Origin of the sequence: Clostridium sp. MSTE9, assembly GCF_000277625.1 — a bacterium.
GTDB classification, from domain to species: Bacteria; Bacillota; Clostridia; order Oscillospirales; family Acutalibacteraceae; genus Faecalispora; species Faecalispora jeddahensis.
This window is the reverse complement of sequence record NZ_AKFU01000017.1, coordinates 1-14,590: the sequence shown is the minus strand read 5'-3', so window position 1 is coordinate 14,590 and position 14,590 is coordinate 1. Positions and strand designations below refer to the sequence as shown.

10 protein-coding genes and 1 riboswitch are annotated in these 14,590 nt (G+C 57.8%); of the genes, 2 read left to right on the top strand and 8 right to left on the bottom strand.

Annotated elements, in window-relative coordinates; genetic code table 11:
- Positions 1 to 15 precede the first annotated feature (15 nt).
- The 8 genes from HMPREF1141_RS03760 to HMPREF1141_RS03725 all read right to left on the bottom strand — a co-directional run bounded on the left by HMPREF1141_RS03760 (position 16) and on the right by HMPREF1141_RS03725 (position 11,070).
- Positions 16 to 762, bottom strand: a complete 747-nt coding sequence (locus HMPREF1141_RS03760; RefSeq protein ID WP_009061305.1) for a YggS family pyridoxal phosphate-dependent enzyme — start codon at positions 760 to 762, stop codon at positions 16 to 18.
- Positions 740 to 2,035 (bottom strand): HlyD family efflux transporter periplasmic adaptor subunit, encoded by a 1,296-nt coding sequence (locus HMPREF1141_RS03755; protein ID WP_009061291.1) that lies wholly within the window; start codon positions 2,033 to 2,035, stop codon positions 740 to 742. Before HMPREF1141_RS03755 ends, HMPREF1141_RS03760 begins: the two co-directional genes overlap by 23 nt.
- Positions 2,028 to 2,975, bottom strand: a complete 948-nt coding sequence (miaA, locus tag HMPREF1141_RS03750; protein WP_009061202.1) for a tRNA (adenosine(37)-N6)-dimethylallyltransferase MiaA — start codon at positions 2,973 to 2,975, stop codon at positions 2,028 to 2,030. Before miaA ends, HMPREF1141_RS03755 begins: the two co-directional genes overlap by 8 nt.
- 131 nt (positions 2,976 to 3,106) lie before the next feature.
- Positions 3,107 to 5,170, bottom strand: a complete 2,064-nt coding sequence (gene mutL, locus HMPREF1141_RS03745) for a DNA mismatch repair endonuclease MutL (protein WP_009061298.1) — start codon at positions 5,168 to 5,170, stop codon at positions 3,107 to 3,109.
- A 123-nt stretch (positions 5,171 to 5,293) separates the two neighbouring features.
- Complete coding sequence (gene mutS, locus HMPREF1141_RS03740) at positions 5,294 to 7,909, bottom strand: DNA mismatch repair protein MutS (RefSeq protein WP_009061221.1); 2,616 nt, start codon at positions 7,907 to 7,909, stop codon at positions 5,294 to 5,296.
- Positions 7,910 to 7,945: 36 nt separating this feature from the next.
- Positions 7,946 to 8,356: a YlbF family regulator gene (locus HMPREF1141_RS03735; protein WP_009061303.1), complete on the bottom strand. Its 411-nt coding sequence runs from the start codon at positions 8,354 to 8,356 to the stop codon at positions 7,946 to 7,948.
- Positions 8,357 to 8,491: 135 nt separating this feature from the next.
- Complete coding sequence (gene miaB, locus HMPREF1141_RS03730; protein WP_009061204.1) at positions 8,492 to 9,907, bottom strand: tRNA (N6-isopentenyl adenosine(37)-C2)-methylthiotransferase MiaB; 1,416 nt, start codon at positions 9,905 to 9,907, stop codon at positions 8,492 to 8,494.
- A gap of 218 nt (positions 9,908 to 10,125) precedes the next feature.
- On the bottom strand, positions 10,126 to 11,070 hold the full coding sequence (locus tag HMPREF1141_RS03725) for a glycosyltransferase family A protein (RefSeq protein ID WP_009061215.1): 945 nt from the start codon (positions 11,068 to 11,070) through the stop codon (positions 10,126 to 10,128).
- Positions 11,071 to 11,588: 518 nt separating this feature from the next.
- On the opposite strand from HMPREF1141_RS03725, the gene HMPREF1141_RS03720 reads away from it, so the two are divergent.
- Positions 11,589 to 12,287: a response regulator transcription factor gene (locus tag HMPREF1141_RS03720; RefSeq protein WP_009061193.1), complete on the top strand. Its 699-nt coding sequence runs from the start codon at positions 11,589 to 11,591 to the stop codon at positions 12,285 to 12,287.
- Positions 12,262 to 14,433, top strand: a complete 2,172-nt coding sequence (locus HMPREF1141_RS03715; RefSeq protein ID WP_009061295.1) for a HAMP domain-containing sensor histidine kinase — start codon at positions 12,262 to 12,264, stop codon at positions 14,431 to 14,433. Before HMPREF1141_RS03720 ends, HMPREF1141_RS03715 begins: the two co-directional genes overlap by 26 nt.
- Before the next feature lie 30 nt (positions 14,434 to 14,463).
- Positions 14,464 to 14,570: riboswitch (TPP riboswitch) on the top strand.
- The last annotated feature ends 20 nt before the right edge of the window (positions 14,571 to 14,590 follow it).

Below are 14,590 nucleotides of genomic sequence, written 5' to 3'. Positions count from 1 at the left end.
CTCCCTATTTTCGTTCTAAAGGATTTGATATTTCCTAGGTCCGAAGAGAGACGAGCCCACCCGAACCATATTTGCTCCGCAAAGGATTGCCTGAGCATAGTCTGACGACATGCCCATGGATAAGTAATCCATGAGAATATTATCCATTCTTTTCGCCTTGATGTCAACATAATATTCGCGCATGCGCGAAAAATATGGCATCGCGTCCTCCGGGCGATCGCAGACAGGCGGGATTGCCATGAGGCCCCGCACCGAAATGCCGGGCATGCAGGAAACTTTTTCCAGCAGCTCCGACAGCTTCTCCGGCAGAACGCCGGACTTATTTTCTTCGTGCCCGATATTCACTTCGATCAGCACATTGGTCGTGGTTTTGTTCTGCAAAGAAAGGCGCGAAATCTCTTTTGCGAGCTTTTCGTTGTCCACAGACTGAATCAAGCTGACCTGGCCAATCAGGAACTTGACCTTGTTGGTCTGCAAATGCCCGATAAACTGGCGGTCGCAGGGGGAAAGCAGCGGCAGCTTGTCGCACAGCTCCTGCACGCGGTTTTCGCCGATATGCGAAACTCCCAGCTCGATCGCGCGGTTGATCACCGGAACGGGGACCGTTTTGGTCGCTGCCAAAAGCGTAATCTCTTCGGGGCTTCTGCCGGACTTGACGGCGGCCTCTTCGATCTTCGCCCGAACAACCTTCAGGTTTTCTTCCAGGTCACGCATCCGCTCCGCGTATTCCTGTTCGGTTTCATTTAACGACTTTTCCGTCATAAAGATCCGTCCCTTCTATAATCACCTCATCGTATAAACGGATAGGGGATTTTGTCATGAGTTCTTTCCACTCCGGGTCGGTGTCGCTCAGCTCTTTGCAGATGACATAGCTGCCGCTGCTCATCAGCGGGATGATCTGCACGAATTCGATGGTATTGCCGTGCATGACATAAACACCCTGCACTTCTTTTTCCACCTTCTTCTTGGTGCCGTCCTCCTGCGTGAACTCCTTCGTCAGCTTTTCAAAATGGATGCTCTTCTGGCTGACCATGATCCCGGAGTAGGTTCCCGCCTGTACCTGCACTGTGGCGTCGCGCACGGACGCGATGCCGGTATCCATATAAGAGCACTGCAGGATCACGGCAGCGTCTCCCTGATGGTTCGGCTGATTCACGGCGGCCACAGTCGCGGGGACCGACTTGCCCACCGCAAACGGAAAGTTGATGTTGACGCGGTTGCCCTCCTTGAGCTTGAGCGCGTCATCCTGGCTGACTACGGCGGCGAAGTACCAGTCAAACTCCTCGCACACCTTGCCGATCACATCGCTGCCAAGGGCCTGCGGCTTTTTTTTCGCTTTCAGGTCAGCCACCGAAAGCTCCAGTACGGAAGCGTAATTGTACTGGGATTCGTACCCGTCCGCCGCACTGACGAAATAGCCCGAAACCGGTGATTTGATCTGCCCCATTTTCGTGCCGCCGGAGGTGGGGATCGCACCGAGCTGGCCTTGCAGCTGCGCGATTCTGGCGCTGAAATCCTTGGACGCGCCGGTGACCACCTGCTGCTCGTTCATCAGGTACAGCAGGGAGTCGCGCTGCGACGACAGAGTGTTGTAATCACGGCCCTGCAGCGAGGTCAGAATTTCTTTGAGGCCCTGATTGATCTGCTTTGTCAGCGAGCCGGGGTTTGCGGCATACGTATCGCCGGGCTTGCTCAGGCTTTGCAGGCGGGCGATCTCCGCCGAAAGGTGTGCTGCCTGCTGCTGCTGCGTGGCGTCTTTGGCGCTGTCGTATACCTCTGCCACAACGCCGTCCTTGGCGATTTTGCCGCCCTCGCCGAGCGGGTACGTGAGAACGCCCTGCACGCTCTGGCGGAGCAGCTGTTCTTTGCGGATCACCGTGCCGGTCATCTGGATCGTATCCTCTGCGTTGGCATACACAGCGGTTTCAGCCTTGACCCCGCTGTAGCTGGCGTTATAAATCTGATTGCCGATATAAAAAAGGAGCAGCAGGCCGATCAGGCCCGAAACCAGGCGCTTTAAAACCGGATTATTCATACAGCTCCCCCCTTATGATCTCTTCTGCGGCACCGCGGAGCGCGTCCCACTGTGCGTAATCATCCACGAACAGCCAGCGCGCCTGCTCCTCCCGGCGGAACCAGGTAAGCTGGCGCTTGGCGTAGCGGCGGGTTTCGCGCTTGATAGTATCCTGCGCTTCAGGGAGTGAAACCTCACCGCGAAAATACGGCAGCAGCTCTTTATAGCCGATCGCCTGCATTGCCGTGGCGCCGCTGGGCATTTCGAGAAGCTCCTTCGCCTCTTCCACCAGCCCGCGGCGAAACATTTCATCCACCCGCTGGTTGATTCTTTCATACAGGCGCTCCCGGTCGCGGAAGCCGAGGCATAAGAAGCACACCCGGTACGGCGAAGGCACAAGGCGCGAACGGCGCAGGTGCTCTGTCATCGTTACGCCTGTGACGCGGTACAGCTCGATCGCACGGATCAGCCGCGGCAGATTGCGCGGCTCGATACGATCCGCAGACTCTGGGTCAAAGGAGCGAAGCTCCTGCATCAGGCCCTCGGTTCCCTCCTGCGCTGCCCGCTGTGTCAGCTCGGCGCGCAGGGCGGGGTCGTTGTCCGCTTCGGTAAACGCGGTGTTCGTAATGAGCGAGCGAATATACAGCCCGGTTCCCCCCGCCAGCACCGGCAGGTGACCCCGGCTGTGGATGTCCACGATCGTTTCCTTGGCCAGGGCTACATAATCCGCCACGGAAAAGGATTGGCCCGGCTCCACAAAACCCATCAGATAGTGAGGCACCCCCAGCGTTTCTTCGGGAGTGGGCTTTGCGGTTCCGATTTCCATCCCCCGGTAAATCTGCATGGAATCGGCAGAAACCACTTCTCCGCCGTGGCGCAGGGCCAGCTCCGCCGCAAGGCGGGTCTTGCCGCTGGCTGTTGGCCCGCCGATGACAAGCAGCGGTATTTTCTCCTGCGGCATAAGCCTTCCTCCCTTCCGTAATAATCAGATTTACTTTTTCCCCAGCCGTTGAAAATTGTACGAGACAAAATAACAGGAAGCAAAATTGCTTTTTTTATGTTGCAGTTACGTCATTTTTCCCGTGACACGGATTATGCCCGGCCGAACTGGCGCTCTAATTCCTTGCGGGTCAGCACGATCGAGATCGGCCGCCCATGCGGGCAATAGCGGAGCTGCGGGTTTTCATCGAGCTGCCTCACCAGGGCGATCAGTTCCTCCGGCGAACGGTCGTCGTGCGCTTTCATCGCCGCACGGCAGGCGATATTATGGTACAGCCAGTCGAGGTGCTCGGTCGTCACATCGGTGCGCGACTGCGCTAAGTAACCCGCGATCTCCATCACGGCCTCCGGTACGTCCTCCCCGGTCAGGGACAAAGGCGCGCTGCGCACCAGTACGGTGCCGCCGCCGAAATCGTCTATTTCAAAGCCGGCTGTTTCGCATAGATCCAGCGAAGCCAGCACGGCCGCGTATTCGTTCTTTTCCAGCAGAACGGGTACGGGGGCCAGCAGCATTTGCGAAAAGACCGTGCCGCTCTGCTCTTTGAGTCGCTCGTACAGCAGTCGCTCGTGCGCCGCGTGGCGATCGATCAGCACCAGCTCCTCGCCGTCCGCGCCGTCGCGCTCGAGCAGGATATATGTGCCGAACGCGTGGCCGATATAGCGGAAATCCGCTGGAGCCTGCACGTCGGGCGACGGCGCTTCCATTTGCCCCATAGAGGGATGTTCCGCGAAAGGATTACTCTCTTCTGACTGTGCCAGACTGCTGACCGGCACAGAGCCGACAGGAGTGGCCTCCCCGCTGGAGGAAACCTCCCATTCCTCCGGTTCGGTAGCTCTTTGCGGGGCTGTGCCGGGCTGAGCGGGTGTGCTTGCGTTCGGCTGTACCGGCAAAGCGGGTCGTGTGTCCGGCCATCGCTCTGTCAGAGGATGGGCAGACTCCGGAGAGCCTATTTTGTGATACGCGGGCGTGGTCGGCACGGCAATCTCCACCGGGTCGTCCACAGCACTGTCGTTCAGGGCCAGGGCGGCAGGCTTTGCAGCGCCAAACACGCCGGGCATCGCAATCTGCTGGGGTTTTGTATCCGGCACATCGAACGGCAAAGGCGGTGTCTGCGGCTTCGCGGCCGGCGGTTCCGCCGTACCGGGCAACGTGATTTTATTCGGGGAATCCCCCTTCGAGAGCGCGGTCTTGACCCCGTAATACACGGCGTCGAACACCGGGCGTTCGTTGATAAAGCGAACCTCGAGCTTGCCGGGGTGAACGTTCACGTCCACCGCCTGCACGGGAATCTCCAGATGCAGCACGCAGGCCGGGAATTTGCCGACCATCAGCGAGCCCTTGAACGCCTGCTCCAGCGCCACCTGCGCGGTGCGGCTACGGATCGTGCGCCCGTTGATGAAAAACTGCTGCATGCTGCGGTTCGGGCGCGCGTGCGAGGGCTTGCTCACAAAACCAGTGACCCGCACCCCCTGCAATTCATACTCCACCGGAATCAGCCCTGCGGTGAATTCCCGGCCGAACACCGCAAACACCGCGGATTTCAGCTGCCCGTCGCCTGGGGCGCGCAGGGTCTCTTTTCCGTCGCGCACAAAGCGTACGGCAAGCTCCGGGTGCGACAGGGCGATTTTATCCATCACGGCGGCGACCGCGTTTGCCTCTACCGTGTCTTTCTTCAAGAATTTCATGCGGGCAGGGGTGTTGAAGAAAATGTCGCGCACGGTAATGACGGTGCCGCGCGCGCAGCCCGCATCCTCCAGCGCCTGTTCCTCGCCGCCTTCGATCACATAATGCGTTCCGGCCAGTTCCTCTTCGATGCGGGTGAGCAGATCGACCCTTGCCACCGCCGCAACGGAGGCCAATGCCTCGCCGCGAAAACCGAGCGTGCCGATGGATTCGAGATCCTCCGCGTGCAGCACTTTGCTGGTGGCGTGGCGCAGAAACGCCGTGGGGACATCCTCCCGCGCGATGCCGCTGCCGTTGTCGGTGACGCGCATCAGCAGCGCGCCGCCATTTTGAATCTCTACCGAAATGCTCGTCGCACCGGCGTCGATCGAGTTTTCGACCAGCTCTTTGATGACGGAGGCCGGGCGCTCCACCACCTCACCGGCGGCGATCAGCTCCGCAACGTGTTTATCGAGCAGATTAATTTTCCCCATTCACTTGCCTCCCTGCTTCCTGTTGGTCAATTGCTTTTCCATCCCATATGATGCAAGTACAGCGGTATCTTCCCCCGCCTATGACGGAGAAAGATACCCGCCATGATTCCATATGATATGGCCCTAATTCTGCGCCAGCTTACTCAGTTCAAACAGCGTATTCATACATTCGATCGGCGTCAGCGTATTGACATCCATCTGCCGCAGACGCGCCAGCACCTCGGACTCCTGCGGCGGCACAAGGGACAGCTGCGCCGTTTCCTCTTCGCGCGGTTTTCTGCCGGAGCCCTTCGGCGTGACCGGCCTGCCGCTTTCCAGCTCGCGCAGCACCTGCTTGGCCCGGTTCACTACGGAGTTCGGCACGCCGGCGAGCTTTGCCACCTCGATGCCGAAGCTGTCGTCCGCCCCGCCGCGCACGATGCGCCGCAGGAAGGTGATATCGTCACCGCGCTTTTTCACGGCGATATTGAAATTCTTCACGCCGGAAACGAGCTCCTCCAGCACGGTGAGCTCGTGGTAGTGCGTCGCAAACAGCGCCTTTGCGCCGAGGGAATGCTTGTCCGCCACATGCTCAAGCACCGCGCGGGCGATGCTCATGCCGTCGAACGTGGAGGTGCCGCGCCCGATCTCGTCGAGGATCAAAAGGCTGCGGCTCGTGGCGTTTTTCAGAATATCCGCGACCTCGGTCATCTCTACCATAAAGGTGGACTGCCCGGAGGCCATGTCGTCCGACGCTCCGACGCGGGTAAAGATCGCGTCTACCACGCCGATTTCCGCCGACTGCGCCGGCACAAAGCAGCCGATCTGCGCCATCAGCACGATCAGCGCGATCTGGCGCATATAGGTGGATTTACCGGCCATGTTCGGGCCGGTGATGATCGCGACGCGGTTTTCTTCCTGATCGAGCTCCACATCATTCGGCACAAAGGGCGCGCCGTCGAGCATCTGCTCCACCACGGGGTGGCGGCTCTCTTTCAGAATGATTTTTCCGCTGAGGTTCACCTCGGGGCGCTGATAGCTGTTCGCCACAGACACCGCCGCAAACGAGGTGAGAACATCGAGCTGCGCCACGGCGGAGGCCGTAGCCTGCACCCGTTCGAGCTGCGACGCCGCTTCGGCCCGCACCTGCTCAAAAAGCTGGGTTTCGAGCTGCACGGATTTTTCATGCGCGCCCAGAATGCGGCCCTCAAGCTGTTTCAGATCGGGCGTGATGAAGCGCTCGCAGTTCGTCAGAGTCTGCTTTCTTATGTACTCGTCGGGCACCTTGTCGCGGTAAGAGTTTGAAACCTCGATATAATAACCGAATACCCGGTTGTAACCTACTTTGAGTTTTGGGATTCCCGTTTTCTCGCGCTCCCCTGCTTCGAGCTGGGCGATGATTTCTTTGCCGCTGCCCATATCGGTTCTCAGCTCGTCGAGCTCCTCGTGGTAGCCGGGGCGGATCATGCCGCCCTCGCGGATGGAAAACGGGGGCTCGTCGACGATGGCGCTTTCAATTAAGGCCGCCACATCCTCGAGCGGGTCGATCTTTTCCCGGATTTCCCTGAGCAGAGCCGAGGAAACGCCGCCCAGCAATTGTTTTAATTCCGGCAGGCGCGAAAGCGCAGCGCACAGGGAGCGCAGCTCGCGCGCGTTGGCCGAGCCGTACACGATGCGCGTCATCAGCCGCTCCAGATCGTGTATCCCGGAGAGCTGTTCGGCAACGGCGTCGCGGAACATGCTGTCCATCGAGAGCTCCTCCACCGCGTTCTGGCGGCGAAGAATCTGCGCAGGATTCAGAAGCGGGCGTTCAATCCACACCCGGATGAGCCGTTTGCCCATCGCGGTTTTGGTCTTGTCCAGCACCCAGAGCAGCGAACCGCGCTTACTTTTGCCGCGCATGGTTTCAAGCAGCTCCAGATTGCGCCGGGCCGATAAATCCAGACCCATAAACTGTGAGCCGGAATACATCTCGATGGTATCCATGCGCTCCAGGCCCGTACGCTGGGTCTTTTTGAGGTACAGCAGCAGGCATCCGACCGCCTGTGCCGTTAAGGGATACGCGGAAACGCCGGAGGAATCGAGCCGCTCGGGCGAAAACTGCGCCTTGAGCAGCTGTTCGGCGCCCGTCGTTTCCTCCTGCGGCAGGCACTCCAGCGCCGCGCTGAGTTTTTCCTTGATAAATTTGCCCAGACCCGTCATTTGCAGGGTCTGGGGATTGATGAGAATCTCACGGGGAGAAAAGCGGGCCAGTTCGTTTCTCACTTGGGATTCCAGCTCCTGCAAGGAATCCGCCAGGAGCTCCGTGGCCCGCAGTTCACCCGTGGAAATATCCGCAAAACAGACGCCCGCGGCATGTTCCCCCGCGAACACCGAGCAGATAAAGTTGTTCTTCGATTCGTCGAGCATGCTGCTCTCCATGACCGTGCCGGGCGTGATCACGCGGATGACCGCGCGTTTGACCAGCCCCTTGGCCAACGCCGGGTCTTCCATCTGCTCGCAGATCGCTACCTTGTAGCCCTTGGCCACCAGGCGCGCGATGTAGCTTTCGGCACTGTGGAACGGTACGCCGCACATGGGCGCGCGCTCCTCCTGCCCGCAGTCGCGGCCCGTCAGGGTCAGCTCCAGCTCGCGGGAAGCGAGCTTCGCATCCTCAAAAAACATCTCGTAAAAATCGCCCAGCCGGAAAAACAGCAGGGTATCCGGATTCTGTTCCTTGATTTCAAAATATTGCTTCATCATGGGCGAAAGATCCGCCATTTCTCCATCCCCCGTCTGTTTGCTTTGTTCTGATGATCAATGGCAGCCAGAGCAGCCGGAGCATCCGCCCGCACCGCAGCCGCCGGCCTGGTAATCCGCCAGATCGGGGTCTTCGCCGTCGGCAGAAGCGTTGATGATCGCGCTGACGCGCTGGAGCATCATGTCCATATCTTCCTTCGCAAGGTTAAAGTCCATCATGGCAGGGTGGTTCATCACACTGTCATACGCTTCGCGCAGTTCCTCGTTGAGCTGCTGCATCTTGTCCTCGTCACGGTCGGCTTTGCCGCCCTCCTGGCTGATCGCGATTCTCTTGAGGTTGAAATCCGCGATCATCTTCTGCAGTTCCTCGTTTTCTTCGCTCTCTTTGCGGGCCTTCTGAAAATCAAGGTATCTTTCGTCCTTCTGAATCTCTTTGCCGAGCTGGCGGGCCATCTCAATAACGTCCATGGTTACTGCCTCCTAATTTATTTCATTAAAATTTTATCTGCGCGCCGCCGGGTGGCGGCTGTATCCAAACCGAAACCGCTTTTCCCGGGTACACTGTCATTAGCATGCCCGCAAAAAAGCGCCATCGCTGAATCGTCAGGCCAATTCTCCGTTTAAAATCCAGTTTCGGGCGGCCGTAACCCGAACCTGACAGAACTCACCGATCTTCTCGTCGCCGCCGTCGAATTCTACGATGATGTTGCCGCCGGAGCGCCCGGCCAAGCGGCCGGTTTTGGAGCTTCTTTCCTCCGCCAGCACCCGCTGCACCGTACCGACCATCTCGGCGCAGCGCTTTGCCGCAATCTCTTCCTGCACGGCGAGCAGCTCGCGGAACCAGCGGGACTTCTCCTCATACGAAACCGGGTCCGGCAGCTCTGCCGCGCGGGTACCGATGCGGGGTGAATAGATGAACGTAAACAAAGAGGTAAACTCCACCTCTTTGATCAAACTGACAGTTTCGCAAAACTCCTCGTAGGTTTCACCGGGAAAGCCCACAATAATATCGGACGTCAGCGATAAATCCGGGATTTTCTCTTTCGCGTAGGCGACCAGACCGAGGTATTTTTCCCGCGTATAGCTGCGGTTCATCGCCTTTAGAATCCGGTTGCTGCCGGATTGGAACGGCAGGTGCAGATGGTGCGAGATGTGCCGGCTCTGTGCGATGGTGTCGATCAGCTCGTGCGTCGCGTCCTTCGGGTGCGACGTCATAAAGCGCAGCTGAAAATCCCCGTCGATCGCGTCAAGCTGCCGCAGCAGCTCCGCAAAGCTAATTGCGGGAGTCAGCTCTTTGCCGTAGGAGTTGACGTTCTGCCCCAAGAGGGTAATATCCCGGTAGCCTGCACTTACTAAAGAGCGTACCTCTTCGAAAATCGCCTCGGGCCTGCGGCTGCGCTCACGCCCGCGCACATAGGGCACGATGCAGTACGAGCAGAAGTTGTTGCAGCCATACATCACGGTCACCCACGCCTTGAACGAGCCGTCGCGCCGGATGGGAAGACCCTCCACAATCGTTTTATCCTCACTGTCGTCGCCGCGCTCAAACACGCGCCGCCCGTCGGTCAGCGTGCGGAACATCAGCTCCGGCAGCTTGTGAATCACGTGGGTGCCGAACACCAGATTCACAAACGGAAAGCTTTTTTTCATGCGCTCGGCCACGTGCTCCTGTTCCATCATGCAGCCGCACACGGCCACGATCAGGGATGGATTGCGGCGCTTGACGTTTTTGAGCGCGCCCACGTTGCCGAACACACGGTCTTCCGCGTGCTCGCGGATCGCGCAGGTGTTAAACAGAATCAGATCCGCCTCATCCTCGTCCTCAGTGAAAGAGAAGCCCATCTGCTCTAACTGTCCTTTGATTTTTTCCCCGTCCGCCACGTTCTGCTGGCAGCCGTAGGTGCGCACGCACGCCATCGGCACTGCGCCCCGGGCGCGGATGGACATGATCTGCGCCACTTCTTCAATATGCTCTTCGCGGGTGAATTCCCGCGTAGTCTGTTCCAGCTTCTCTGTCAAAAAGTGCGACCTCCTATGCTACGGTATCAGTGTATTATATCATATTTTACCTTTTCCGGCAAGTAAAACACCATGGGAAGCGGCGCTGTTTTCCCATTTGTAAAGAGCCGTTTTCCCCGAATACAAAGACCGGAAGAATCGGCAGGGCCGCCCGGATCGGCGGGGAAACTCTCCGCATCGAAACCCAGACGGCCCATTCTGTTTTTTGATCGTCCCCGTCACCGCGGGTGGTACATCCACGGAAGCATCCGCCACAGCCGGATGCGGCCCCGCAGCGCCCTGCCGGTTTTCTTCCCCTGCACCAGCAGGCGGTCGTATCCTTCTACCCGCAGGTACCCGCGCACGGTATTGTAACCGAGGCCCTCGCGCAGAAGCACATCTACGCAGTCCATCACCGTTTCGGGCAGCTTTCGTTCCTCAAAGCTTTCACACAGCTCCCGATTGTCCGGGCAGCGGTTTTCGATCACGGCCTGAACCCGCAGCATTGCCTCAATCGCCTGAAAAATCTCGCGGCCCGCCGGGGCGGACTTTGCCCGCCACAGCTCCAGCTCGCGGCGGCGTTTGAGCGCTACCGGCGCTCTTGCAACCTTTGCGCCGGAAAGCAGACAGCAGTAAATGAACTCCTCGCTGTAGCCGTGGCTGCAGTTTTCCTGAAAATACAGCTTCTGCGCCTGCAGAAAGCCTTTGCGCAGCAGCAGCGCGGCAATATCGATGCGCAGGCGGCCCTGCGCCATCTGCTGCACATACCAGGGGCCGTCGCCGCCCGCCGGTTTGCCCTTTAATTGCTCCGCGTTCGCATCCAGGCCGCCGAACACCAAATCCGCCTGCGCCGCCCGCGCCGCTTCCAGATAGGAGGAAAGATACCCGCCGTACAGCCGGCGGGCGAACACGAAGGAAAGGTACTCCCCCGCCGCCTTCTGCATGCCGGTGTTCAGCGCGGCGGAAACGCTTCCTTTTCCATTTTGAATCACAAAGCCCTGCAGTCTTTCTTCTTTGATATACTGCACCGCACGCAGCACCGTCTGATCCTCAGAGCCCATATCGACAATGATCCACTCTGCCGCAGCGGCGCCCACCTGCTCTTTGATAGAACGCAGGATTCCAGGCAATTCTATTTCAATATCCCGCACGGGCAGGATCAGGGAAAGCTCGGGTGCCTGCATCTGCACACACACTCCTGACATTTCATTTGCTATTTGAACGGCGAAACGCCTTTGTTTCGGCAACATATTTCCGATGTTCCTGATACCACAGGCGCAAAGCGCCATTGTGGTATCTTTATCAATTGGCGAAGCTGGTATAATGGCCGCCTGCGGTCATTATACCATATTTTGACCGGGAATAAAGATGTAAAAGTAACAGAAGCTTCCCATCTGCGTAAAATCTTTTGTTTCTTTTTCCGGTTTGTCTCCCGGGCCCACAAACCGATTTCCCAATAAACGCCGGGATGACAGGGAAGTCTTTGTTGTGCTATAATACGGAAGAAGAACTTCGGGCTGCACTCCATCCTCATCAAAGCATATCCTTTGGGCAATGGGAAGAGCCTTGTGGCAATCGTAAGAGAGCTGTAAGAAAACTGCCTCAAATTTGTCAGTTTTTTATACTAAGATAAAAAAAGGAACCTATGTCCCTTGAACATCCGGTCAAGTTCCTGTAACAATTGTTTGGAGGAAAATCGGAGATGGAAAAACAATGCATTCTGGTCGTGGACGACGACAAGGAAATCGTTCGGGCCATTTCGATTTATCTGGAAAAAGAGGGCTACGACGTACTGTGCGCATACGATGGTGTACAAGCTGTGGATTTTGCCATGAGCCGGAACATCCATCTGATCCTGATCGATGTGATGATGCCGCGGCAGAACGGTTTGGCCGCGATTCTGAAAATCCGCGAAACCCGCAATCTGCCGATCATTGTGCTTTCCGCCAAATCGGAGGACAGCGACAAGATTCTGGGCCTTTCTATGGGCGCGGACGATTACATTACAAAGCCTTTTAATCCACAGGAGCTGGTAGCGCGGGTAAAATCGCAGCTGCGGCGCTACACCACCCTGGGGGATATCAACTCGACGGCGCAGAACCTGATTACGATCGGCCGCCTGACCTTTGACACGGATAACCACACGCTCACGGCCGACGGCGAGCCGGTGCGGCTGACCGCCACCGAAACAAAGATCGTGGAGCTGCTGATGAAAAACGCCGGCCGGATTTTTCCGGCGGAGGAAATCTATCGGCGCGTTTGGAACGAGCCGGCTTTTTCGGCTGAAAACACCGTGATGGTACACATCCGCCGCATCCGCGAGAAAATTGAGATCAACCCGAAGGAACCCGAATATTTGAAGGTGGTGTGGGGGATTGGATACAAAATCGACAAACCATAAAAGAGCGAACCTGCTCAGCTGGCTGTGCTTTGTTCTGAGCGTGAGCATTCTGTTCACGGCGGCCGCAGCCGCTCTGCAGACGTTTTTTTCCGGCGGGAGCGCGGTAGCGCAGGCCAAGCAGTCTTTGCAGACCGCTCTGGACGACAACCCGCAGGAAACCGTCGCGTTCCGCGAGGACGTCAGTCAGATCGTCTACGCCGCTTTGACTGACCTGGCGGACAGGGAGCAGCGGGGAAGCTTTTCCAAAACCTACCCGAATTTAAAATGGGAAACCTCGAACATTCTGCTGTTCGCTCAGGAGGATTCGCGCGACACACTGAGCAACACCGGCTCCACCGACCCGGAAAGCGCACGCAACACCCGGCTGCTGCAAAGCTACCTGATGGGCGCGCCGGAGGGCTACAATTACATGCTGCTGTTTGACGGCGACAGTCTGGTCATTGAGCGCGACGGGGTGCGCGTATACGACACCGACGCAATGATCGATTCAGACGGCTACCGCACTTATTTTTCCAAATTGGCCGATAAAGACGGGGAGTTCTGGGAGGAATACTCCGATCTCTCCGATCTTTCGCTGGTAATGGTCGTTGCGCCGAATCTGCGCACCGACCGTGATTCCGCCGTACTTTCAGACGCGGCCAGTGAGCTGTTTTCACTGCAGATGCTCTGGTTCGGCGGCGCGGCGGCGCTGGTACTGGCCCTTCTGATGTTCGTTTTCTACCTGTTTTCCCGCGACAGAAAGGCAGAGGTGGACCGTCAGCTTGCGCAGATCAGCGGGGAAGTCTGGTTTGAAATCAAGCTGCTGTTTCTCGGCTGGGTCACATGGTTCTGTGCGCAGCCGTTTCTGGAAAAGGAGAGCGTCAAGGAAACGCTCTTCCCCCTGCTGCTGCTGTTCTGGACGCTGCTGTTCCTCCTCAACGACATTCGCTATAATCCCCATGTTTACCAGCACAACAGCTACCGCAGCACGAAAAGCTGGTACCTGACGCACCAGATGAAAAAGCGCTTCCAACAGCGCATGATGAGCAGTTTTGCCCTGTTTGCCGCGACGGAAGGCGTTTTGTTCTGGATTTTCCGGGTGATCCCCTCTTCCCTCGGCGCATGGATTACAGCCGCGGCGGCAGCGGTTATTCTGCTGCTGTACATTCGGTATTTTGCCGGAATTCTCACCGACTTTGCAAGGCTGACCGACCAGATTTCGGAAATGAAGGCCGGCGCCGATACCCCGCCGCTCACATTCCGCGCGGAATCGGCCCTGGCCCCTGCAGCCGAAGACCTGAACAGCATTCAGTCCGGCATCAGCCACGCGGTGGAGGATCAGGTGCGGGCGGAGCGCATGAAGATAGAGCTGATCACCAACGTTTCACACGACATCAAAACGCCGCTGACCTCTATCATCAACTACATCGGCCTGCTGCGGCAGGAGCGCGATCTGCCCGAGCACGTGCAGGACTATATTGAGATTTTGGCCGGAAAGGCTGACCGCCTGAAAAAAATGGTGCAGGATATTTTCGAGGTATCAAAAGCCAGCACCGGAAACATTGAACTGCACCCCGAGCCGCTGATTCTGCAGAAGCTGATTCAGCAGACACTGGCCGATATGGAAGAGTCCGTCGCGGCCGCGCATCTGGCCCTCCGCCTCGATTTGCCGCAGGAGCCGGTTTATGTTCTGACCGACGGCAACCGGATGTACCGCGTTTTCCAGAACCTGATCCGCAACGCGCTGCAGTACTCGCTGGAGGGCTCGCGCGTGTTCATTCAGCTCACGGTGCAGGACGGCACCGCTCTCACGCAGATCAAAAACACCTCTCGCTTTGCCTTGGATAATCTGCCCGATGTGACCGAGCGCTTTGTACGGGGCGATGAATCCCGCAGCACCGACGGCTCCGGCCTGGGGCTTTCGATCGCCAAAAGCTTTACCGAAGCCTGCGGCGGAAGCTTCTCCATCAGCACGGACGCCGATCTCTTCAGCGCTGTCGTTTCGTTCCCGGTGATTCCCGAGCCGCAGCCGGAAGAACAGGAAGCCTCGCTGCAAAACGAGGATCAAACTTATTCTGAAGAGCAGGAAGCACAGCCCGGGGAGCTTTGGCAGAAAACGCAGGAAACGGAAAATCCGGAGACTGTCAAATCGGATAAACCGATTTGACAGCAGACAGAAGGCTGTGCTATACTAAACCGGAAATAACAGGGGAGCCCGTGTTTCGGGCTGAGAAAAAGGAACCGACCTTTGACCCTTGACCTGATTTGGATTATGCCAACGTAGGGAGTTATGCTGACACCACAACTGTGATTCGGGCGGCGCC

What these genes read in the sequence shown, in the direction of transcription:
- HMPREF1141_RS03755 (WP_009061291.1), bottom strand. Translation starts at nt 2,035, where the DNA reads ATGAATAATCCGGTTTTAAAGCGCCTGGTTTCGGGCCTGATCGGCCTG.
- mutS (WP_009061221.1), bottom strand. Translation starts at nt 7,909, where the DNA reads ATGGCGGATCTTTCGCCCATGATGAAGCAATATTTTGAAATCAAGGAA.
- mutL (WP_009061298.1), bottom strand. Translation starts at nt 5,170, where the DNA reads ATGGGGAAAATTAATCTGCTCGATAAACACGTTGCGGAGCTGATCGCC.
- HMPREF1141_RS03720 (WP_009061193.1), top strand. Translation starts at nt 11,589, where the DNA reads ATGGAAAAACAATGCATTCTGGTCGTGGACGACGACAAGGAAATCGTT.
- HMPREF1141_RS03760 (WP_009061305.1), bottom strand. Translation starts at nt 762, where the DNA reads ATGACGGAAAAGTCGTTAAATGAAACCGAACAGGAATACGCGGAGCGG.
- HMPREF1141_RS03725 (WP_009061215.1), bottom strand. Translation starts at nt 11,070, where the DNA reads ATGCAGGCACCCGAGCTTTCCCTGATCCTGCCCGTGCGGGATATTGAA.
- HMPREF1141_RS03735 (WP_009061303.1), bottom strand. Translation starts at nt 8,356, where the DNA reads ATGGACGTTATTGAGATGGCCCGCCAGCTCGGCAAAGAGATTCAGAAG.
- miaA (WP_009061202.1), bottom strand. Translation starts at nt 2,975, where the DNA reads ATGCCGCAGGAGAAAATACCGCTGCTTGTCATCGGCGGGCCAACAGCC.